Source organism: Microcoleus sp. B9-D4, from assembly GCF_036705105.1.
In the GTDB taxonomy this organism is placed as follows: Bacteria; Cyanobacteriota; Cyanobacteriia; order Cyanobacteriales; family Microcoleaceae; genus Microcoleus.
The window spans coordinates 44,547-66,815 of sequence record NZ_JAUBTS010000013.1 but is presented as its reverse complement, the minus strand read 5'-3'; the positions used below and the strand labels follow the sequence as shown (position 1 = coordinate 66,815).

General features: G+C 47.0%; 14 protein-coding genes. 3 read left to right on the top strand and 11 right to left on the bottom strand.

The genetic code is table 11. The annotated features are described in order from the left end of the window. Positions 1–50: 50 nt before the first annotated feature. The 8 genes from QUB24_RS10825 to QUB24_RS10790 all read right to left on the bottom strand — a co-directional run bounded on the left by QUB24_RS10825 (position 51) and on the right by QUB24_RS10790 (position 15,019). Complete coding sequence (locus QUB24_RS10825) at positions 51–2,735, bottom strand: tetratricopeptide repeat protein (protein ID WP_333153179.1); 2,685 nt, start codon at positions 2,733–2,735, stop codon at positions 51–53. 185 nt (positions 2,736–2,920) lie between these two features. Beyond that, positions 2,921–3,439: a Ycf51 family protein gene (locus QUB24_RS10820; protein WP_333082593.1), complete on the bottom strand. Its 519-nt coding sequence runs from the start codon at positions 3,437–3,439 to the stop codon at positions 2,921–2,923. A 154-nt stretch (positions 3,440–3,593) separates the two neighbouring features. Further along, the gene (locus QUB24_RS10815) at positions 3,594–4,652 is read right to left on the bottom strand and encodes an adenylate/guanylate cyclase domain-containing protein (protein WP_333153178.1); all 1,059 of its coding nucleotides are present in this window, start codon (positions 4,650–4,652) and stop codon (positions 3,594–3,596) included. Next, positions 4,649–5,023, bottom strand: a complete 375-nt coding sequence (locus QUB24_RS10810; protein WP_015177895.1) for a response regulator — start codon at positions 5,021–5,023, stop codon at positions 4,649–4,651. Before QUB24_RS10810 ends, QUB24_RS10815 begins: the two co-directional genes overlap by 4 nt. Continuing rightward, entirely contained in the window at positions 5,016–8,744 is a 3,729-nt protein-coding gene (locus QUB24_RS10805) for a response regulator (protein ID WP_333153177.1), read from the bottom strand. The genes QUB24_RS10810 and QUB24_RS10805 overlap by 8 nt, the downstream gene beginning before the upstream one ends. An 848-nt stretch (positions 8,745–9,592) precedes the next feature. Then, on the bottom strand, positions 9,593–12,103 hold the full coding sequence (locus QUB24_RS10800; protein WP_333153176.1) for an MASE1 domain-containing protein: 2,511 nt from the start codon (positions 12,101–12,103) through the stop codon (positions 9,593–9,595). Between the two features lie 572 nt (positions 12,104–12,675). Continuing rightward, positions 12,676–14,016 carry an ABC transporter substrate-binding protein gene (locus tag QUB24_RS10795; protein WP_333153175.1) on the bottom strand — a complete coding sequence of 447 codons (1,341 nt, stop codon included), beginning with the start codon at positions 14,014–14,016 and terminating at the stop codon, positions 12,676–12,678. 52 nt (positions 14,017–14,068) lie between these two features. Continuing rightward, a complete protein-coding gene (locus QUB24_RS10790) occupies positions 14,069–15,019 on the bottom strand; it encodes an RsmB/NOP family class I SAM-dependent RNA methyltransferase (protein ID WP_333153174.1) in 951 nt (316 codons plus the stop codon). A gap of 421 nt (positions 15,020–15,440) precedes the next feature. On the opposite strand from QUB24_RS10790, the gene fmt reads away from it, so the two are divergent. Next, positions 15,441–16,439, top strand: coding sequence for a methionyl-tRNA formyltransferase (fmt, locus tag QUB24_RS10785; protein ID WP_333153173.1), 999 nt, complete (start codon positions 15,441–15,443; stop codon positions 16,437–16,439). Between the two features lie 93 nt (positions 16,440–16,532). On the opposite strand, the gene QUB24_RS10780 is transcribed toward fmt, so the two are convergent. The 3 genes from QUB24_RS10780 to QUB24_RS10770 form a co-directional block, all read right to left on the bottom strand. Further along, positions 16,533–17,774, bottom strand: a complete 1,242-nt coding sequence (locus QUB24_RS10780) for an exonuclease SbcCD subunit D (protein WP_333153172.1) — start codon at positions 17,772–17,774, stop codon at positions 16,533–16,535. A gap of 192 nt (positions 17,775–17,966) precedes the next feature. Next, complete coding sequence (locus QUB24_RS10775; RefSeq protein ID WP_333153171.1) at positions 17,967–18,542, bottom strand: Uma2 family endonuclease; 576 nt, start codon at positions 18,540–18,542, stop codon at positions 17,967–17,969. An 89-nt stretch (positions 18,543–18,631) separates the two neighbouring features. Next, positions 18,632–19,909, bottom strand: a complete 1,278-nt coding sequence (locus QUB24_RS10770; protein WP_333153170.1) for an ATP-dependent DNA ligase — start codon at positions 19,907–19,909, stop codon at positions 18,632–18,634. Between the two features lie 328 nt (positions 19,910–20,237). On the opposite strand from QUB24_RS10770, the gene QUB24_RS10765 reads away from it, so the two are divergent. Together QUB24_RS10765 and QUB24_RS10760 are read left to right on the top strand one after the other, a co-directional pair. Next, entirely contained in the window at positions 20,238–20,543 is a 306-nt protein-coding gene (locus tag QUB24_RS10765) for a glutaredoxin family protein (protein WP_333153234.1), read from the top strand. Positions 20,544–20,743: 200 nt separating this feature from the next. After that, positions 20,744–22,246 carry a UDP-N-acetylmuramoyl-L-alanyl-D-glutamate--2,6-diaminopimelate ligase gene (locus QUB24_RS10760; protein ID WP_333153169.1) on the top strand — a complete coding sequence of 501 codons (1,503 nt, stop codon included), beginning with the start codon at positions 20,744–20,746 and terminating at the stop codon, positions 22,244–22,246. Positions 22,247–22,269: the final 23 nt, after the last annotated feature.

The following is a 22,269-nucleotide window of genomic DNA, read 5'->3' as shown; positions in this document are numbered from 1 at the left end:
GCCAATAACTAACAATCTCAAAAACCCGCCCCCACTTGGGCGGCAAATCCCTATTCTTGAATCAAGGCTTGAAACCGAATATCAGATCGAATGCTGTCAAAATCCGAGTTAGTTTTTGCCATCTCTCGGTATTCGTCAGGATTCAGATCGATCGCACGCTGCAAATTCTGAATTACTTGGTAAATTTGACTGCGTAACCCATAACAGCAAGCTTTATTATAAAATGCTGGGTGATAATCTGGTTTGAATTTTAAGGCTTTGTCGTAGGAGGCGATCGCATCTTCAAGCCTGCCTAAATTACCCAGTGCACAGCCCCGATTGTACCAGGCAACGTGTAAATCTGGTTTGATTTCTAAGGCTTTGTCGTAGGAGGCTATCGCATCTTCCAACCTGCCTAAATTATACAGTGCACAGCCCCGAGTGTTCCAGGCTTCGTGATTATCTGGTTTAATTTCTAAGGCTTTGTCGTAAGAGGCGATCGCCTCTTCTAGCCAGCCTAAATTATACAGTATATAGCCCCGATTCAACCAGGCTTCGCGATAATCTGGTTTGATTTCTAAGGCTTTGTCGTAGGAGGCGATCGCATCTTCAAGCCTGCCTAATATACCCAGTGCAACGCCCCGATAGAACCAGGCTTCGTGATAATCTGGTTTGATTTCTAAGGCTTTGTCGTAGGAGGCGATCGCATCTTCCAGCCTGCCTAAATTATCCAGTGCAAGGCCCCGACTCAACCAGGCTTCGTGATAATCTGGTTTGATTTCTAAGGCTTTGTCGTAGGAGGCTATCGCATCTTCATCTTCAACAAGCCTGCCTAAATCATCCAGTGCAATACCCCGATTAGACCCGGCTACGTGATAATCTGGTTTGATTTCTAAGGCTTTGTCATAGGAGGCTATCGCATCTTCATGCCTGCCTAAATTACGCAGTGCAACGCCCCGATTGTTCCAGGCTTCGTGTTTATCTGGTTTGATTTCTAAGGCTTTGTCGTAGGAGGCGATCGCTTCTTCATGCCTGCCTAAATTACCCAGTGCAACGCCCCGATTGTACCAGGCTTCGTGATAATCTGGTTTGATTTCTAAGGCTTTGTCGTAGGAGGCGATCGCATCTTCATGTCTGCCTAAATTACCCAGTTCAACGCCCCGATTAATCCAGGCTTCGTGATAATCTGGTTTGATTTCTAAGGCTTTGTCGTAGGAGGCTATCGCTTCTTCATGCCTGCCTAAATTATCCAGTGCAAGGCCCCGATAGAACCAGGCTTCGTCATAATCTGGTTTGATTTCTAAGGCTTTGTCGTAGTCGGCGATCGCATCTTCTAGCCTGCCTAATTTACCCAGTGCAATGCCCCGATAGAACCAGGCTTCGTCATAATCTGGTTTGATTTCTAAGGCTTTGTCGTAGTCGGCGATCGCATCTTCATGCCTGCCTAAATTATACAGTATATAGCCCCGATTCTTCCAGGCAACGTGATAATCTGGTTTGATTTCTAAGGCTTTGTCGTAGTCGGCGATCGCATCTTCATGCCTGCCTAAATTATACATTGCATTGCCCCGATTCTTCCAGGCAACGTGATAATCTGGTTTGATTTCTAAGGCTTTGTCGTAGGAGGCGATCGCTTCTTCAAATCTTCCTAAATTACACAGTGCAAGGCCCCGATTGTTCCAGGCTTCGTGATAATCTGGTTTGAATTCTAAGGCTTTGTCGAAGTCGGCGATCGCATCTTCATGCCTGCCTAAATTACCCAGTGCAACGCCCCGATAGAACCAGGCTTCGTGAAAATCTGGTTTGAATTCTAAGGCTTTGTCGTAGGAGGCGATCGCTTCTTCTAGCCTGCCTAATTTACGCAGTGCAATGCCCCGATTCTTCCAGCCTTCGTGATAATCTGGTTTGAATTCTAAGGCTTTGTCGTAGGAGGCGATCGCATCTTCATGCCTGCCTAATATACCCAGTGCAACGCCCCGATAGAACCAGGCTTCGTGTTTATCTGGTTTGATTTCTAAGGCTTTGTCATAGGAGGCGATCGCTTCTTCTAGCCTGCCTAAATTAACCAGTGCATTGCCCCGATTGTTCCAGGCTTCGTATAAATCTGGTTTGATTTCTAAGGCTTTGTCGTAGTCGGCGATCGCTTCTTCTAGCCTGCCTAAATTAACCAGTGCATTGCCCCGATTGTTCCAGGCTTCGTGTTTATCTGGTTTGATTTCTAAGGCTTTGTCGTAGTCGGCGATCGCATCTTCATGCCTGCCTAAATTACCCAGTGCAACGCCCCGATTGTTCCAGGCTGCGTGTTTATCTGGTTTGATTTCTAAGGCTTTGTCGTAGTCGGCGATCGCATCTTCATGCCTGCCTAAATCACCCAGTGTAACTCCCCGATAGAACCAGGCTTCGTATAAATCTGGTTTGATTTCTAAGGATTTGTCGTAGTCGGCGATCGCATCTTCTCGCCTGCCTAATTTACCGAGTGCATTGCCCCGATTGTTCCAGGCTTCGTGATTATCTGGTTTGATTTCTAAGGCTTTGTCGTAGGAGGCGATCGCTTTTGCGTATTCTTCACCAAAGCTATACAATAAACCTTGTTCTAAAAACAAATCAGCTTTTTGTTCTGGTGTTGGCTCATACTCATCAATTAAAACTTGAATTCTCACCAATTCCCGTTTCCGTTCTTGAGGAGTCAAAGCTAGATCATCTTCTTGGTTCCATCTTTTCCAACAAGCTTGCCTTTTTTCAGATTCTTGAGTCATAATTTGATATTTTTGTGATAATTTTAAAGTATTTTTTGTAGCCCATCTTAGTCCGCGCTTGAGTGGACTTCGTTTGTCTAGAAGCGATTTCAATCGCCGCATCATCTAAGTTGGGTGGGGGCGGGTTTTTGAGATTGTCGGTTTTCGGCAATTATTATTTGTAAAACCCGCCCCTACAGCATTTATCAGGCTTGGTATTTTTTCAGAATAGCAACTTTTTCGGGGAAGATTTCGATCGCCATTTTGTCATCATAACGAGTCGCGAGCGATCGCCTCACCTCGCCCAAAAACAGCGGCTGCGACAGCCCAGGTTCAGGATGTACCACTGTACGAACCCGGATGGTCATGTAGTCTCTGCCGCGCCCAGAGCGCCCTGGAGAGTACAAATCCGCAGCCGCTTGCTGCATCGTTGCTTCTAATTCCGATTCGGTGATCGTAGGTGGCACAGTAACTACTGTTTGAGCGCCGCCAGTATCGTAAACTAAAGAATAGCGCACCGCACCAGGAATTTCTGTACGGGAAAACAGTCCCAAACCGAGACCAAATATACTCGCAGCAATTACTCCCATAAAGCTTGTCACTCCTACCAATCGGAAGCGAAAACCCCATTTGAAGATAAATGCTATAACTGTTAAAATAGCCAAAGCTACTGTCAGAATTCCCGCCCATTGGGCGTACATTAAAAGGTTAGAATTTACGCTCATTTGATGATTTGTTGACTGTTGACTGTTGACTGTTGACTGTTGACTGTTGACTGTTGACTGTTGACTGTTAACTGTTGATATTAGTTACCGATGCCCAATGCCCAATGCCCAATGCCCAATGCCCAATGCCCGATGCCCAATGCCCAATGATTAATTAAGCCTTTCGGGCCACAAGCAGATAAGTCATCATATCGCCTTTCCCCTTCACTGGAATCACGCCACGCTCCTCAAAAACGTACTTATCCCGCAGGCGCTCGTAGGTAGCAACTGTCACCTGAATGCTGCCGGGGACGCCTTGAGATTCCATGCGGGAAGCTGTATTTACCGTATCTCCCCACAAATCGTAAGTAAATTTTTTAGTACCGATTACCCCAGCTTCTACCGGGCCTGTGTGGATGCCGATGCGGATGCTGAGGGGCTGACCTCCCTTGGTACGAATCTTAGGCATTGCTGCTTGAATTTCCAGCGCCATTTCGGCGATCGACTCGGCGTGGTCTTCGCTGGGCGTCGGCAAACCGCCAACCACCATATAAGCATCGCCGATCGTCTTAATTTTCTCAAGTCCGTAGCGCTCGGCCAACTCGTCAAAAGCCGAAAAAATCTCGTTGAGCAACTCCACCAATTGCGCCGGCGATAAATGAGCCGAAAGCTTAGTAAAACCGACCAAATCGGCAAACATCACTGTTACCTCAGCGAAACTGTCTGCGATCGTAATTTCCCCGTGTTTCAGGCGCTGTGCGATCGCCTTCGGTAAAATATTTAACAGCAAACGCTCGGACTTTTCTTTTTCCTGAGCCAACTCATGTAAATAGGCCTGTTCCTTATCCCGCAGTCGCTTCTTTTCCAGACAAGCGCTAATTCGAGCCTTGAGCAATACCGGATTGAACGGTTTAGAAAGATAATCCTCCGCCCCCAACTCTATACACCGAACGATACTGTCGATATCGTCCACCGCCGAAATCATAATCACCGGGATGTAGCGCAAATTCTCGTCCGCCTTCAGACTTTCGAGTACCTGATAGCCGTTCATTTGCGGCATCATAATGTCTAGCAGAACCAAATCAAAAGGAACGCTTCGCAACATTTCCAGAGCTTGCAGACCATCTTCAGCAACAGTCACCACATGGCCTTGACGCTGAAGTCGGCGGGCCAGCAAATCGCGGTTTACCTCATTGTCGTCAACAACCAGCACGCTGCCCTCGTCACCTTTCATGTCAGGGCCTCTTTCAGAAGAGTTTCAATTTTACCCAAAAGTCGGGGAAACTCGACCGGTTTAGTGTCATAGTCATTGCAGCCTGCAGCAAGACACTTTTCACGATCGCCCGCCATTGCGTGAGCCGTCAGCGCAATCACCGGAATCCTGCTAGTTTCAGGAGCCGCCTTAATTTGCTGCGTTGCTTGCCACCCGTCGAGAACCGGCAGACTCATATCCATCAGAATCAAATCCGGTACTTTCGCGAGCGCCATCGACACTCCCTCAGCACCGTCAACAGCAATAAAGACCTCATGTCCCTTGCGGGCCAGACGCCTAGAAAGCATATCCCTATTCATTTCGTTATCTTCGACCAACAGGATTTTAGCCATTGGTGTTCTCCTTGCCTTTCGAGTCGTACCTGCGATCGAACCTGTCATTTACTATAGAGCGAACATCGTGCAACAAAGTATCGCAACTGTAGACTCCCTTTTGTAGTACCCGCTCGACGTAGCCGTTTAGCTGCTGGCTTTCTGCAGGTGTCAAGTTTTTCCCCGTGATCACAACAATCGGTATAGGATCTCCCGAATGGGATTTACGAATTTCCCCGATCAACTCAAAACCATCCATTTCTGGCAACATCAAATCCAGTAATATCAGGTGCGGGCGAGCAACTTTTAGCCGATCGAGAGCAGCGCGTCCGCTATCAGCTTCCGTTACTGCCCAGCCTTGTGTTTCTAGTACGCATCGCAGTATTTCGCGCGTGGCAACGTCGTCTTCCACAATTAGAATCTGACAGGTCAAATTGTTACTTGCAACGCCGTCTTGGTCGCGTCGGTACTTGTTCAACAAGGCAGCCAGCCGTTTGCCGTCCACTGGTTTGGTGAGGTAGTCCGAGGCACCCAATGCAAAGCCGAGGCTTTTGTTGCCCACAAAGGATAGCAGGATTACGGGAATTTCGGCAAGGTCAGGATCTGCCTTCAGCGCTGAAAGTACCGCCCAGCCGTCCATTCCGGGCATGATCACATCCAGGGTAATGGCGTCTGGCCGTAGTTGCTTAGCGAGCCGGAGAGCTTGCTCGCCACCGCCGGCGACTTCTACGTGCAGTCCTTGGCGACTGAGGGTGCGCTGGATTAAATCCCGCGAGATCGGGTCGTCGTCCACTACCAGCACCGTGCCGACCGCGGGGGCGTCCAGAGGGCTAGTGCTGTCGTGGACTTTGTTGGGGATTTCCGGCTGTTTGATGGCGCTGGGCAAGATCACGGTGAAAGTGGTGCCGGAGCCCAAGGTGCTGCTGACCTCAATGCTGCCACCCATCATCTGACAGAAGCGCTGGCTGATTGCTAGTCCCAAACCGGTGCCACCGTACTCGCGGGTAGTCGAGGCATCAGCTTGGGTGAAAGGTTGGAAAACTCGCTCCAATTGCTCTTGTGTCATGCCGATGCCGGTGTCGGCGACGCGGAAACTTAAAAATTCGGAGTTGGAAATTAAAATTTGGGAAGATTCCTCTTGATTTTTCATTTTTAATTGTTCATTTTTAATTCTTTCCACTCCGATCGCAATTCTCCCGTTTTGTGTGAATTTGGCAGCGTTGCTGAGCAAGTTAAGCAGCACTTGCCGCACTTTGGTCATGTCCGCGTGCATGGTGTCGAGGTTGTCTGGACAGTACACTTCTAGGGTATTACCGTTTTTCTCTACCAGCGGCCTTGCCGTGGCAACAGCACTTTCAATTAAGCTATGGATGTCGAAGGTTTCTAAGTAGAGATCCATTCGGCCTGCTTCAATTTTAGAAATATCTAGGATGTCGTCAATCATGGACAGCAGGTGTTTGCCGGCGCTGCAGATTTTTTCGAGGTCGGGGACGAAAGCTTCATCGCCCAATTCTTCGGCTTCTTCTTGGAGCATTTCGCTGTAGCCGATGATGGCATTGAGGGGTGTGCGAAGTTCGTGGCTCATGTTGGCGAGAAATGTGCTTTTTGCCCGGTTGGCTGATTCTGCTGCTTCTAGGGCCAACTGCATGGCGGATTCTGCCTGTTTGCGATCGGTGATGTCTTGGACTGTGCCTTCGTAGTACAAAACCCTGCCGTTTTCGTCGCAGATGCTGCGGGCGTTTTCAGAAATCCATATCGTGCTACCGTCTCGGCGGTATATTTGGGATTCAAATTTTGCCACTTGGCGGCGCGCGCCCAATAGGGCTATAAACTCGGCGCGCCGATTGGGGTTAACGTAAAATTGACGGTTGATATCGGTGAGTTCGGCGAGCATTTGGGTACTGGATTCGTAGCCGTAAATTCGAGCTAGTGCGCTATTGCCGCTGAGGTAGTACCCGGTCGGCGTTGTCTGGAATATGCCTTCGACTGCGTTTTCAAAGATGCTGCGGTATTTTGTTTCGGATTGTCTCAAGGCTGCTTCTGCTCGCTTGCGCTCTAGGACATTGGCGAGCATTTCTCCTACCATTTTTAGCTGTGTGGATATTTCGGTTGCTCGACCTGCTGTTTGCTTTAAGCCCTCGAATCCGAGAAATCCTACTAGGTTTTTACTACAACCAATTAGGGGAATAATTATCAGCGATTGGATATTTTTTAGCGGTTTTTGTGATTCTAAATTATTTAGGGAAGCGCCCATTGCAGGTATTGAGGCGATTGCTGTTTGATTGACTGTTTGGGATGGGGAGTCTGTCTGGAATTGGGCTGGATTTTGACCGATAAAATAGGCAATTTCGGCGATTGCTGAGGGCGGGAGTTCGCCAATTTCTGGAATAGAGAGGCATTCGGCGCGATCGAGCTTTTCTGCAATCCAAGGGATTTGTGCGATGTCTATTGGTTTGTCGGTGCTGTTTTTGACTGCCGGAATGCTTTCGCCGCACCACTCGTAGGTTTTGTCGGCGCGGGTTTTGTCGAATGATAACAGGTAGATGTAACTGCGGTCAAACCCGCTCAATGTGGTGATCGCTTCCAGGGTTTGATCGATGCCTTTGTCTATTTCTGATAAGGGCTGGCTGATGAAATGGGTTGACAAACGGGCAATCAACTGAGCGAATTCTATTCGATACTGCAAAGATTCTTCTACTTTTTTGAGTTCGGTAACGTCTCGAAAGCTCCAGACTCTACCGATTGTTTTCGCTCCGACTTTTGATGGCAACGAATTTAATTCAATAATTCTTCCGTCTTTAAATTCTAATAATTCGCTGATTTGAGTATCTGAATCTGCAGACACTTTGAGCAGGTTTTGGAGAAATCCTTGCGGGTCTTTTAATTGTTCCCTGTCGAAGGGGAATCCTGTTTTGAGCGTTTTTTTGACTGTGCCGAAGGTCGATCGGCTCAAGTTTCCTTGGCTGGCGGACAAACCCCACATCTCTAGAAATTTCTGATTATAATTACATATATTGCTGTTTCTGTCAACCGCCAGAATTCCTGCATCTGTAGATTTTAGAACTGCTTGCAGTATCGAGAGCGATTGCTTGTGTTCTCTAATGTCAATGTCAAAAATGTCAAAAAACACCAAGACTGATATTTCGCTGCCCTCTACTGCGGGATGAAAAAAATAGGAAACTGGTAAAATCTTGCCGTCGCGACACAAAAACTCGTCGTCCCAATTGTTGCAAGGTTGACTGGAAGCGATCGCCTCTTGTAAATCTAGTGTAGGTGCGATCGGCCTATCTTCAGTATTGCGGGGCGACTGTTTCGGAGCCGTCAAAACTTGGGATTTGTTGCCTTTGTTTTGCTTCCCGATGCGGTCTAGCAGGGAAACGCCTGCAAGTTCCGACTCTCGCCACCCCAGCAAGCGTTCGGCTTCTGGATTCACCGAGATTACACAGCCCTTTGCGTCAAGGATACACAATCCCGCTCCCCAACTGTTGACACTCGCCCGCAGTCGATCGAATTCTGAAGCTGTTGGAGAGTCTTGAGGGGACTGGGGCGAGTCAGTTAAATCCTTGAGAGCCACCGTCTCCGAGTTCAAGCAATCCTGCTGCTGAAGTTCTTGCTGACTCAGAGCTCCGTCATAGCTACAACTTACCTGCTCTAATAAAAGCTGCCACTGCTCAGCAGTGGGAGGGGGAGACTCGCCGACTAAACCGAGCTGTTCGAGTTGGCGCTGGAGGTGGGGGTGCATATTTTCTGGCGCTTTGTAGGCAACTTTCTACAGTATATCTTTTTAATTAATAGTATATATATGTAGGTATACGGTTAGGGGAAAAGTACGCGATCGAAGTCTCTAACAGGTTTTCTTGAGAAGCCGAGGGATCATCTCTGCTATCCAAAATCTTTCAAACTGCGCTAATTATATTAATTATCAGAACTTTTAAGGGTTGTCAACCAACTAATCCTCTGAATGTCGGCAGCACGCTCAAAAATAATATCATCTTATCAAGTCAATACTCAGGAAAGTTGTGGTAACGACACTACAAGGTTTACAGGACAAGGATCATAAAAAGTCGAATTAAATGCAAGGCCGGGGTGGAGCTGACATTGATTTAATTATCCACAGTCGATCAAAGTCAAGCGAGAATAAGCCCTTGGGCCATAGAAAAACGGTTCGGAGTATTAATCCAGTGAACTTACCCTCAAAAACTAGGTGGTCGCCAAAAAAACGATCGCGGACGCGGGTACTGGACAGGAAAAATTATTATTCCCCGGCCACCAGCAAAGATTTCAGCACTTTTCGTATTTACTCATAAATTAATTATGGTGATCTAACCCGCCCTCATCTTCTACCTGTATAGCAATTCTAAATTATTTGTAAATTTATTACTCCCTAGCAAGCGAGTTCGGGTAGGGTGGGGGTGGGGTAAAATTTTTACGATTAATTTAAGATTACTCTCTATTATAAAAACCTCGTAAAAAACTGAGTTTTTAATGTGATAAATTATGTGTAAAATCTCCCTATCGGCTAGCGAAATAATCAGCCAAGTGTGGAGAGTAATAAATTGTTCATGTCTCGAAAATAACTGTAAAAAAATATTATCTATCAGACTTTTCGGTTGAGATTGAAAGGTCGGTGAAAATAGCTGGCAGCCGAATAGTAAAGGTAGAACCTTTGTCCACCTCGCTGAATGCGGTAATGTCTCCGCCCATCATTTCGCAGAATTTCTTAGTAATCGTCAGCCCCAAACCAGTGCCACCGTACTTCTTAGTAGTTGAGGAATCGGCTTGGGTGAAAGGATCGAAGATTTTGGCTAACTGTTCGGGACTCATGCCAATGCCGGTATCTTTGATTGTAAAAACGATCCATTCTTGAGAGGAAGACAAGAGAGACAAGGTATTTTCAGCTTTGCCACCTTCTCTATATGCTCCAAGTTTTTTGCTTTTCTTTGCAGTGTCGGCGGGGGTTTCGGATCGGGTAACGGTGAAGGTAATCGCGCCGGAGCAAGTAAATTTCGCGGCATTGCTGAGGAGGTTGAGCAGAGACTGCCGGAGTTTAGTCAAGTCGGTCTGCATCGAGCCAATATCCTGGGGGCATTGTATTTCTAGGATATTGCTATTTTTGTCGGCCATCGGCGCGATCGTGGCAACTACTTCCTCAACCAGAGTTGAAATGGTGAAGGTTTCAAGGTGGAAGTCGATGCGGCCTGCTTCAATTTTGGTCAAGTCGAGAATATCTTTAATCAGCGCGAGTAGGTGCTGGCCGGCCGTGTTAATTCTCTGGAGGTCGTCGATGAACTCTTCGGCACCCAGCTCTCGGGCGTCTTCTTGCAGGATCTCGCTGTAGCCGATGATGGCGTTGAGGGGGGTTCTGAGTTCGTGACTCATGTTAGCGAGAAAAATGCTTTTGGATCTATTTGCAGCTTCGGCGGCTAATGCGGCGCGACGGAATTCTTCGGAACGCAAGCGTTCGGTGATGTCGGTGGTCATGATTAAAACGCACTGAGTGCTGCCGAGGTGGATGAGTTCCACTGACAGCAGCCAGTCGCGCACTTCGCCGGCTTTGGTGCGAATTTTGATTTCTTGGTTGCTGATCGAATTTTGTGATTGCAAAATCTGGGCGAGCCGCCCCCCGTCTTCTGAATTGACAAATATTCCTAAGTCGCTGGGAGTGCGGCCGATAAATTCGTGCCGCAGCCAGCCTAATGAGCGCAAAAAGCTTTCGTTGGCATCGAGGAAGCATCCGTCTGTGAGGGTGCAGATGCTGATCCCGACTGGGGAGGCGTGAAAGGCCTTGGAAAATCTTTCTTCTGAAGAACGCAGGGCGGCTTCGGCTTGCTTTCTGTCTGTGATGTCTTGGACGGTGCTGGTGATGTAGAGGGAGGTGACGGCGGCTTGTTCGTAGACTGTGCGGTTGCTACCGTCGGGGAGTATGAGCCTGTAGTCGATGCTGTAAGGCTGTTGCTGAAATAAAGCGGCTTCGATCGAGGTTTTGACTAATTCTCTGTCTTCAGGGTGCACGTATTCCAAGAAGACTTCCAGGCTGGGTTCAAAAGTTCCCGGTTGCTGTCCCAGGATGCGGTAAATTTCCTCTGACCATCGCAATTGCTGGGCGTTGCGGTCTAAGTCCCAGTTGCCTAGCTGGGCGATGCGTTGGGCGTTAGCGAGGCTGGCTTCGCTGGCGCGCAGGGAGGCTTCTGCTTGGTGGCGTTCGGCGACGGTGGCAGCTAAGACTAAGCCGGTGACGGCGATGACGGCGATGAAGGCTTGGAGGGATAACAGTGCTTGGGGGATACTGCTGGCGTGTTTGAGGAAGGGGCCGCTGCCTCGGGCGATACCCCAGATGGCGAAGCCGCAGAGGATGAAGTTGGAGAGGGCGGTGTAGCGCTGACCGAATCGAAAGGCAGCCCAAACTACTAGGGGAAATGGTAAGTATTCGAGGGGATAGCGGGCGTAGGCGGCGCGGGTGCGGGAGCAAAAGACGAGCCAGCCGACTGCGAGTAGCAGCAGCAGCCAAATCGCTCGTTCAGCTATCTGTTTGCGATGGGTGGGGACTTTGGGCAATTGTTGCCACGTCAGCAGCAGCGGGGCGACGAGCAAAATTCCCATAGCGTCTCCTACCCACCAAGTCCCCCAAATCGTGCCAAAATTGCTCCAGCTAGATAAACCGGTCAGGCATACGACGATGCTGCCGATGGTGGAGTTGATTAGGGTAGATCCCAAGGCTGCTAGTCCGACTATTCCTAAAACGTCTTTGAGCCGATCGAGCCCGGCGCTAAAGTTAATGCGCTGCAGTAGATAAGTTCCCGTCCACGCTTGCAGGGTTCTGGCGCCTGCGGAGATCAATGCCGTGCCGATGTTGGCCGACGGTACGCTCATGCTGAACAGGAAGCCTCCGATCGCGATTCCCGGCCACAGTTGCCGCCCGAACAGCAGCAGGGCGGCTTGGGCAATTCCTGCTGCCGGCCACATCGGGTAAATTTCTGAACTGAGGGTGAGGCTGGAAATGGCGAATTGCGAGGCCCAATAGTAGACCAGGGCGATCGCGCCTACTGCGAGGAAGTACCGCCAGGAATGTCCTTTGATTGCGTTAAGGAACTTTGTCTGCATTGTCGTTTGGGGAAAAGGTGGACGGTGGTTGGGATCTCAGGATGTGGCACGGGACAGGCACAGGGTAGAGAAAATGTTTCTATTAGGTGATGGTAGGTCATGGGTGGTAGGTAGTGGGAGAAGCTTTTGAGCTAACTTTTTGTGGTGCCGTTGAGGGAGCGGTTTTTTTGTTCGATCAAATCTGCCCATGAATTTCGGGAGTATCGCTTTTTTGTAAATATATCTCTAATGGCTAAGCAATTGGTTTGTAAATTTTTGGTTTTTGTTAAAAATTTATTACCGAGGGACAGGGGGTGTCTTTTTTTGTCGGGCGATCGTAACTCAATTCACCCTAACATCTTGCACCATGCTCAATAATACCTAAAATACCTAAAATACCTAAAATACCAATAACAGCGACGTAAAATCTCTGCTTTTAGGTATGTTTGGGGCCCGAAACACGGTTTCTGATTAGAATTGCAGGCGGTAGTGATTTTCCCTAGATTTTTAACCAATTAATCGACGCTTCAAGTCTGGCGATCGAATACAGTGAAAGCGGATAATTTACAGTTAAGAAAAATATTTTTTCTGGTCTATTTCTCTTTGGCTGTTGCAATATCTAAGGTTAGTGTCAAACGCTCTTGAGATTCTTTAAGAGCGTCTTGGGGGTTGCGGCCGAGAAGGGTTGCCTCTATTGCGCGACCGAGGTTTTCTGATAGGCGGGAGTAACCTGATATAATGGGTCGCGCTCTGGCTGAGTTCATTTGTTCTAAAAATACTTGCAAAACAGGGTTTTTTTCCACAAAGCTTTGATAAGCTTGGCTCTGTCTCGATTTTAAGTTAATGGGTAAATAACCTGTTCCCAATGCCCATGCTGTTTGGAATTCTTCACCTATAACGTATTCTAAGAATACTAGGGCTGCTCGCTCTCGTTCTGGCGAGGTTTTCATTAAAAATAGGTTTTCACCCCCAACGACGGCTGCGGGGCGTTTGAGGATCGGTAAAGGCATTGCTGCGTAGTCGATCGCGCTTTGCTGCAACTGTGCTAGCGTCCACGGCCCGGTGATTTGCATGGCGACTTTCCCGGCGATGAAGTTGTCGAGTTCGTAACCGCGTTCGGGTGCTGACAATATTGCTGAACCTTCTTTTAACAAGTCTCTCCACAATTCTAAGGCAGCGTGAGAACCGGAATTATCTATTTGGGGTACAGGACTTTGAGGTATTTCGCCTTTGAGTTCGCCGCCTGCGCTGAACATGAATGGCAGCCAGGTAAATACTGTCCATTCTCCTTTGCCTAGGGGGAGCACTATGCCGTGTTGATCTGTGCGGCCGTCTCCGTTGGTATCTCGCGTGAGCGATCGGGCTACTTGCTTTAATTGCGCCCAATTCTGGGGCACTTTTTTGATTCCTGCTGCTGCAAATAAGCTGGGACGGTAAAATATGGCGACGTTGTTTGTGCCTAGGGGAACTGACCAAGTGTGTCCGCCGAGTTCCATTGACTCGAAGAGGGCCGGGTCGATTTCGGCTTTCCGGGGCGATTTGTCGAGCCAGTTTTCTAAGGGCACAATTGCGTTGAGTTCTGCTAGTTTTCCGGCACTTGTAGGGCTATTCCACAGCAAATCCGGCGGGGCATTTCCAACTATTGCTGTTAGTATTTTTGGGAGTTGTTGGTCTGGCTGGCCGATGTAAACTGGTTTAATCTGGATGTTGGGATGTGTTTTGTTAAATTGGTCTGTGAGGGTTTGAAATACGTCGCGGTTTGGGGGGGGATTGATGCCGTGCCACAGTGTGAGTTCGATCGGTTCGCCGTTTTTTGAGGCTGGGGTTGTGCTGTTTTGACAGCCGCTTAATATAAGCAGATTTAAGGTAATTAAAAGGCTGATCGCTAGTTTGATTGGCTTTTTAATGGCTTTGGATAATTGGGATAAAATCATTTGTTAGTGGGATTCAGGGAAGATTTTTTTTACCGCAGATGAACGCGGATAGTTAGAGGTTGGTAAAACGAGCTAAATCTAGAAAATCTGCTGGTAGCTGATTTCTCTCTCCATCGGAGGTGTTTTGAAACAAAACGGTGAAAGCTCCTGCTCCTAGTCTATCTTGCGGCCACATCCGATAGCAAGGAATTTCTGTCAAATGCGATCGATATTTTTCTAAATGAGGAACAGTGACTGGCCGAAATTCGGGGAATTTGCTTAACAGCCATTCGCTGACTTGTTCATTTTCTGCGGTTGAATAAGTGCAGGTCATGTATGCAAGATAACCTTGGGGCGCTACAATTTTAGCAGAATTGGCTAAAATTCTTTTTTGGCGGTTGGCATTGCTGTTGATGGTGACATGATGAAAGCAGCCTGGTGCTTTGTCTCCTTTTGCTAAGAGTGATTGACCAGTACAAGGAGCATCTACTATTACTAAATTAGCCGTTTGTGGCATCTTTTCGGCAAGTATTTTTGAATCGACGTTGGCGGCGGCGGATGGTTGAATTTGGCACCGTCTTAAATTAGAGCTCAGCATTCCCATGCGTTTGCCTATAACTTCGTTACACAACAGCAATTCTGGGTTTAATGTTTTCCAGGCAAATATACTTTTTCCTCCGGGGGCGGCGCACATATCTAAGATTAGTTTGATGGGCTGGGGTATTGTTAATAGTGTGGAGGCGGCGAAGATTGAGGAAAAGTCGAGACAGTAGTAATGTCCTGCTTGATGTAAGGAATGTTTTCCCGGCTGGGATTCTAAGGCTAGTCTATCTACAAATTCGGGTTGCCAAGAAACTGGAATTTCGAGATTAAATGGGTTTTCTGTTGGTTTTGGTTGCACCCACAAGATGGCAGGATTAAAAGCTTGGGGATTGGTGACGGCATGAATAAACTTTTCTTGTTCGGCGGTGTCGGCAAATAAGCTGCGGCTGAGTTTAAGCAGGAGATTCGACGGTTTTTCCATGTTCGAGGAGATATGATAAGATTGAGATTAGCAGTGACAAAGGTATATTAGAGGCTAATTATTAGTGTAAAACAGTTATAGTTAACTTGGGAAGCAGGGATGCAAATGTTGTTGCGTTTATCAAACTCATTGCTTTTGAGCGTTCGAGTCGGGCTGCACCTGAGTATCAATCGAGATTTTTTTTGCCGATCGCACAAGTCGGAACTATTGTCAAAGTGTATAATCTAGGAGCCAACTACTATTGTTTGAGCTGACAAATAAACATTACATGAGTCCGGAAGGTAAAAATACTCATAAAGTCGCTTGTATCATAGCTGCTACGCGCTGAATAGTCTGTATAATATACTAGGGTTTTTTGCCATTACTTACTTGATGACTAATGAGTAATGACTGAGGACTACTTACTAATAACGAAGAATCTATGAAAATTGTTTTTTTTGGCACTCCCGATTTTGCTGTTCCTACTTTATCCAGTTTGCTAAGTCACCCAGAATTTGAGGTTGTGGGTGTGGTGACTCAGCCGGACAAACGCCGGGGAAGAGGTAATCAATTGATGCCTTCACCTGTAAAAGATGTGGCTTTAAATCACAGTCTCCCGGTTTGGCAGCCGCAGCGAATTAAGAAGGATGCGGAAACAATTGCCAAATTGCGAGAAGCGGAGGCGGATGTGTTTGTGGTGGTGGCTTACGGCCAAATTCTTTCTCAAGAAATTCTGGATATTCCTAGTTTGGCTTGCGTTAATGTTCACGGTTCAATTTTGCCGAAGTATCGCGGTGCCGCGCCGATTCAGCGCTGTCTTTTTGACGGGGAAAAGACAACAGGAATTACTACTATGCTGATGGATGCTGGGATGGATACTGGGGCGATGCTATTGAAGGCTTTTGCTGGTATTTCACTGTTGGATAATGCTGATTCTTTGGCGGATAGGTTGGCGGAAGTTGGGGCGGATTTGTTGATAGAAACTTTGGTAAAATTGAGGGACGACAAAATTGAAGCTGTTGTTCAAGATGATGCTGAGGCGACTTATGCGCCGATGATTAAGAGTGCGGATTATGTGCTGGATTGGTCGAAAAGTGCGATCGACCTTCACAATCAAGTTAGGGGCTTTTTCCCGGATTGCACGACAACTTTTCGCGGCAATTCTCTGAAGGTGATAGCTACTGTACCCGTCGGGCCGGAATATTGGCTGCAAATGCCAGCGGATTTGAGAGTTTTGGAACGCGAATGGCCTGTTTTGTCGGAGTTATCGGGGGAAAATGGGGAAGTTGTTAAGGTTGTGAAGGGGTTGGGGGCGATCGTCCAAACCGGTGATGGTTTATTATTATTGCGGGAGGTGCAGTTAGCGGGGAAAAAGGTGCAGTCTGGGGTGGATTTTGCGAATGGAACTCGGTTGGTTATAGGGGAAGTTTTTGGGAGTTAAATAGTATGTTTAGGGCGGGCAGGATGCCCAACCCCTACTCCCCACAAGAGTTGGAATAAAAATAATCCTGTAATTAGATGCGCGATGCTTGACTTAAAATTCGACCAAAACTTCCTCCGCGCCGCCCAACAAACCCTGCGCGGCCTCCAACATACTCTCAGCAACATCTTTCAAATCTTCGCGACTGGCCAGATAAGTTTTCAAAGCTTCTAACGGTTCTATACTATTATTAGCATTCAATTCTGGTAAACGCGGCCTCGCTAACTGACTGACTAATTCCGGCTGGATGGTGTAGCTGTGCGCTTCCCCCAGAAGTGCGTGCAATTCTGCGTTGTCGATTAAATCTAATTGTTCCGATCGCAATTGGTAAATCAATCTCACAACCGCGTCTTGTATCTCTTTCTTGCCAATAGCTTTAACTAACTCGGCTTGCGGGTTTTCCGATTCGGAAACATTCACTTTAATCGTCTGAAACACCCGCACTGGCAAAGTGCAAAATTCCCACTCTGCTTTCCCCCGTTCCAAATTAACTAACACAAAACCTTTATCTTCTTTCTCTTCACTAAAGTCAACTCGTTCGATACTTCCGGGATAAATTACGGGCGGATTGTTGGAAGCATTGAGATTTTGGTGTTTGTGAACGTGACCGAGGGCAACGTAATCAAAACAAGGGCGAGTTAGCATGGAAACGGGTATGTTAAAACCTTTGCCAACTGCTAAAAAACGTTCGGCGCCCAGACTGGCTTTATCTGCCATTAAATGCGCTAAAAGTACGGTTGGTATGTCGGGGTTGAGGCGGCGAATTTCGCCTTCCATTGCGATCGTCAGTTTTTCGGTTAATAATTGGTTAACATCGCCCATAGACAGGCTTTCAGTCTCGGAACGTGTCATTAAGGTCGATCGAGTCAACCAAGGTAATGTTACCACCTGTACGGGCCCGCTGCGGGTTTGAATGAGGTGAGTGTCCAGGCGATCGCCTACAATAAACTTAGGTATCCCCAAAGTCCGATAAATCCCCAAACTCGCGCCACCTTGTCCCTGAGAATGTTGATCGTGATTTCCTACTAGCAAAACAGTCGGAATTTGCGCCTCCACCAAGCGGCTGAATTGGCGGGCAAAAGCCTCTTTGACAAACGGTGGAGGCGTCGAATCCGGGAAAGCATCGCCGCCAAATATAACTAAATCTACGGGTTCAGAAATTGCTCTATCCATACATTTACTCAGCGTCGCCGCGAAGTCTTCCAGCCGCGTATTTAAACCTGTTTCGGGATTAATCCGGCCGTGGGAAAAGCCGCTACCCATGTGAATGTCTGAAAGGTGTAAAATTTTAATCATTGTTTTTTTCTTGGTAACTTATCATTTCGGTTCGTAGTAAAAAGTTCAGTATTGAGCGGTTTGTAATTAGGATTTTCGTTCTGATTTAGCTTGTAAATAAAAACTAAACTATTTACTACTACGAACTTGGTTTAAGATTCTTGGCCAGCTAGATACGAGACAAATTTACTACTAAAAATCTGGTTTCATACATCACAGTACCATGCCTGGTACTTTTTGATAAACTTGTGCGATCGGGCAGCGAAAATCTATACTCGTTAACTCTAACTCCTCTCCTAGTCGGTAAGTCTGAGAAACCCAATTTCCCTCAGCGTTGACGCGAAAACACTCGATTTTGATTTCTGATTGAGTTATGAGTACGTATTCTTGCAAACTCGGAGAAGTTTGGTAATCGGCAAATTTATCGCCTCTGTCGAAAGCTGCCGTTGAGGGCGACAATACTTCAACAACTAAAGATGGATATAAAATAAAATCTTCAGTAGTTAAGGTATCCCTTTCGTCGCAAGTCACCGCTACATCAGGATAGTAATAGCAATTTGCCTCTTGCAATCGGACTTTTATATCTGATGATAAAACTAAGCATGGCGTATTCAGAAGATGATTTCCCAGCAGCCGAACTAAATTACTAGCAATAATAATGTGAGGCTTTTTTGCCCCTGTCATTGCATAAACGTGTCCGCGTCTGTATTCGTGTTTGATGGGGCTGACTCGTTCGCCTTCTAGGTACTCTTCTGGGGAGATGTAGAAATTGTTTTTGCTGATAACCATTGATTTTTAATCCGCTGATTTTATCTGATGCTATGTGTTGGAACTCACATATTTGGGGAAGGAAACGGCAGTGCCGTTTCCCTACAAATTTAACAAAACTCCAGAAATCGTGCGTGCCATAATTTGCCGCTTTCCGTCAAACCCTGCGATCGCACTTTAATTTTGACACTTTTGGGGTTAGCCTCGTAGAGTCGGGCAATTTCCTGCATTTCCTCCCCGCTAAACCCGGTTCCCACGGTTCCTATCGGTACTAATTTGCCATCAACTTCTTGCGCTACTTTGACGGCGCTAAACGGCCGCCCCGCAACCTTTGTCGCCGTCAAACCCACAATAAACAAATCGTGTTCTTGACAGTATTTAGTTCTCACCATCGGATATTTTTTAACATCTTTTCCGCCGACATATTGGCAGTTGTGCAACACCCAAACTTCGCCTTCTTTATTTTCAGATTCCTGCTGATTTGCCAGGGCGAGTTTTTCTGCGGTGGTGCGAAATGTCGGTACAACTTCAAAGGCTGGGGATAAATTCGCCAGCATTTCGCCAACTTCAACTCCCGCTGCAATTCGTTCGGATTCTGCCACGCTAGTTAAATCATTGCCTTTGAAAAACAAACTTTTAAAAATGGCATAAATTGCGCTGGGCTGGATTGTCGGAAAACCGCTTTCAATATTAACTGTAGCAGCTTGCGCGCCCGTGCGGTGTTCGGTGCCGGTACAGCTTTTGTAATACAGTTCGCCGTCTAAAACAAAGGTGCCAATTTTAGTGGCTATGTCGATTAATGTGCGATCGATCTCAATCGATGCCTGTTGCCGCAGGTTAGTCGATCGCGATTGGTAGTATACTTTATCTGGCGTCGCAATGACCACTACTCGATTGCCGTCGCGCTTTGGCTGTCCCCAATAATCGGGATTTTCGATATAATAAGAACGATCGCTCGGCGCGTCCACCGGCTGCATCGTTACAATTCTTCCCGGCTGTAAGTGCGGCGGCAATTCGGCAACAATGGGATTGTTGGCAGTTTCTATTTTTGGGGCGGAAGTTGATTGTTTAGCAGGAGCTAAATCGGCGGTAGAATTGTTTGGAGTATTGAGGGCGATCGGCTTTTCTCCGGTTTCCAATTCAAACGCTCTTTTCCAAAAGCCCATCGCCATTTCCGGGTATCCTTCCGACTCCGCGCACAGTGCAAAACCAATAACTTTTGCCGTACCAATTCCGCGCCCGTAATCAGCTAAATACTGCACTGCCCCTGCTTCTCCCATCAAGTGCAATCCTCTTGTCACGATGCGATTGTTCCAGCGTTCTCGAATGTCGGCGCTAATTTTTTTAGCTGCTTTTCGCTTGGCTTCTGCGTATTCGGTGCAGTCCATACTGCCTCCTTTATGTAGGGCTATTTATATACTATACTAAAAATTGATTTATTAGTCAAGGTTGAGTTTACAATTAGGTTATGTGAATAAATTTAACTCTTTCATTTGTGAACTAGATTTATTTTTTAACCGCAGAGGCGCAGAGGGCACAGAGGAAGAGAAGAAAGAGATAGTCAAGCGCGGTAATCTGTTGGCTCCCAATGCTAAGATAACTTCGATCGCGCATTGCGACCAATAAAGCCGTGAGTTGTGTCTTACTCGCGTTGGGTTCGCCAACTGGCGATCGCAGGTTTGAGAATTTAATATCGAGTTTAATCTTACTGTTATGATGCGATTGATTTTGTACAGCAAACCCGGATGCCACTTGTGCGAAGGGTTGCAAGAAAAACTCGAACAGATTGAAAGCCTGAAGTTTCAACTCGAAGTCAGAGATATTACCGAACGCGATGACTGGTTTCAAGCTTATCAGTACGAAGTTCCAGTTTTGTTTAAAGTGCAGCCCCAGCCAATAAATTCTGCTGGCGAGGCTGCATTCTCCCCTGAAGAAGTGTTACCCCGTCCTTCTCCCCGCTGTAGTGTCGCCCAATTGGAGCAAATGTTACAGAAATATTTGCAAATTGATCGGTCACAATAATACGATTCACCCAAAAACTCAGGTTTTAATCCTGACTTCGGGGTGCTCGGTGTGCAGCTTACTCTAGGCCGATAGATTTTACAGCCCGCATATAAAAACCCCTAGGGTTTGCACCGCGCACAACAAAAACCTGTAAATAGTGGCTCAAACAATGTGTTCCGCCAGTCATATTCAAGACATCCAAGTGAGGAGTTTTTCAGATGAAATTGAGAGAATTATTAGCAGCAGTTCCCAGCATTTCCTTTGATGCTAAACATCCCGCCCTCGATGCCGAAGTCAAGGGTTTATCCACTAATTCCCACGCTTGTCAGGCGGGGGATTTGTTTTTGGGAATGCCGGGAACTCGGGTTGATGGGGGAGATTTTTGGCAAAGTGCGATCGAATCTGGTGCAGTTGCCGCCATAATTTCCACTCAAGCCGCCGAGAAGACACCTTCCGAAGACGGGGGTAGTTGCGTCATCGCAGCAGCGGATATGGCTCAAGTTTGCGGTCAAATAGCAACTGCTTTTTACGGCAATCCAGCTAGCAAATTAAAACTTGTCGGCGTTACCGGGACTAATGGCAAAACTACAACCACTCATTTAATCGAATTTTTGCTCAATGAAACGCAGTTGCCGACGGCGATTTTCGGTACGCTTTACACTCGCTGGCCGGGCTTCCAACAAACTGCACTTTACACCACACCTTTTGCAGTTGACCTACAAAAACAATTAGCAGAAGCTGTAGCAGCCGGATGCAAACACGGCGTGATGGAAGTCAGTTCCCACGCTTTAGCGCAGCAGCGAGTTTTAGGGTGTAGTTTTGAAGTTGCTGTGTTTACAAATTTGACTCAAGACCATCTCGATTATCACCGCGATATGGAAGATTATTTTGAGGCAAAATCGCTTTTATTTGGTTCTGATTACCTCAAAAATCGCGCTATCATTAATATTGACGATCCCTACGGACAGCGGATAGTTGAAAGTTTAAATTCCGACCTAGTTTGGAGTTATAGCACTGTTCTGAAAACCGCAGATTTGTATGCTTTTGATTTGGAGTATCAGCCCAATGGAGTTAAGGGAATGCTGCACACTCCGAAGGGTGAAACAGCTTTTTCTTTGCCTTTAGTCGGTCAGTTCAATTTATCAAATATGTTGGCTGCTGTCGGTGCTGTTTTAGAATTGGGTTTAGATTTGTCCGCAATTGTGGAGAAATTATCTCAGTTTTCTGGAGTTCCGGGACGGATGGAACGGGTGCAAATTAGTCCTGACCAAGATATTAGCGTTATTGTGGATTACGCGCACACTCCCGACAGTTTGGAGAACTTGTTGAAGGCGTCGCGGCCGTTTATTCCGGGTCAGATGATTTGCGTGTTTGGCTGCGGTGGCGATCGCGATCGCACTAAGCGGCCGATCATGGGTAAAATCGTTGCACAATTAGCCGATTTAGCGGTTGTTACTTCCGACAATCCGCGCACTGAAAATCCCGATCGCATTTTGGAGGATGTTTTAGCAGGAATTCCCGCCACAGTAAAGCTGATCGTGATGTGCGATCGAGCCGCTGCAATTCGCACTGCTATTATGGACGCTAAACCGGGAGATGGCGTGCTGATTGCAGGGAAAGGACACGAAGATTATCAAATTTTGGGCACCGAAAAAGTTCATTTTGACGATCGAGAACAAGCGCGAGATGCCTTAAAAGCCAGAATGAATTCAGTTAAATGAATTCGGTTAACTGTTAACGGTTA

Bases quoted from the DNA above. Each gene is read 5' to 3' on its own strand.
- QUB24_RS10825 (WP_333153179.1), bottom strand. From the start codon at position 2,735: ATGACTCAAGAATCTGAAAAAAGGCAAGCTTGTTGGAAAAGATGGAAC.
- QUB24_RS10820 (WP_333082593.1), bottom strand. From the start codon at position 3,439: ATGAGCGTAAATTCTAACCTTTTAATGTACGCCCAATGGGCGGGAATT.
- QUB24_RS10815 (WP_333153178.1), bottom strand. From the start codon at position 4,652: ATGAAAGGTGACGAGGGCAGCGTGCTGGTTGTTGACGACAATGAGGTA.
- QUB24_RS10810 (WP_015177895.1), bottom strand. From the start codon at position 5,023: ATGGCTAAAATCCTGTTGGTCGAAGATAACGAAATGAATAGGGATATG.
- QUB24_RS10805 (WP_333153177.1), bottom strand. From the start codon at position 8,744: ATGCACCCCCACCTCCAGCGCCAACTCGAACAGCTCGGTTTAGTCGGC.
- QUB24_RS10800 (WP_333153176.1), bottom strand. From the start codon at position 12,103: ATGCAGACAAAGTTCCTTAACGCAATCAAAGGACATTCCTGGCGGTAC.
- QUB24_RS10795 (WP_333153175.1), bottom strand. From the start codon at position 14,016: ATGATTTTATCCCAATTATCCAAAGCCATTAAAAAGCCAATCAAACTA.
- QUB24_RS10790 (WP_333153174.1), bottom strand. From the start codon at position 15,019: ATGGAAAAACCGTCGAATCTCCTGCTTAAACTCAGCCGCAGCTTATTT.
- fmt (WP_333153173.1), top strand. From the start codon at position 15,441: ATGAAAATTGTTTTTTTTGGCACTCCCGATTTTGCTGTTCCTACTTTA.
- QUB24_RS10780 (WP_333153172.1), bottom strand. From the start codon at position 17,774: ATGATTAAAATTTTACACCTTTCAGACATTCACATGGGTAGCGGCTTT.
- QUB24_RS10775 (WP_333153171.1), bottom strand. From the start codon at position 18,542: ATGGTTATCAGCAAAAACAATTTCTACATCTCCCCAGAAGAGTACCTA.
- QUB24_RS10770 (WP_333153170.1), bottom strand. From the start codon at position 19,909: ATGGACTGCACCGAATACGCAGAAGCCAAGCGAAAAGCAGCTAAAAAA.
- QUB24_RS10765 (WP_333153234.1), top strand. From the start codon at position 20,238: ATGCGATTGATTTTGTACAGCAAACCCGGATGCCACTTGTGCGAAGGG.
- QUB24_RS10760 (WP_333153169.1), top strand. From the start codon at position 20,744: ATGAAATTGAGAGAATTATTAGCAGCAGTTCCCAGCATTTCCTTTGAT.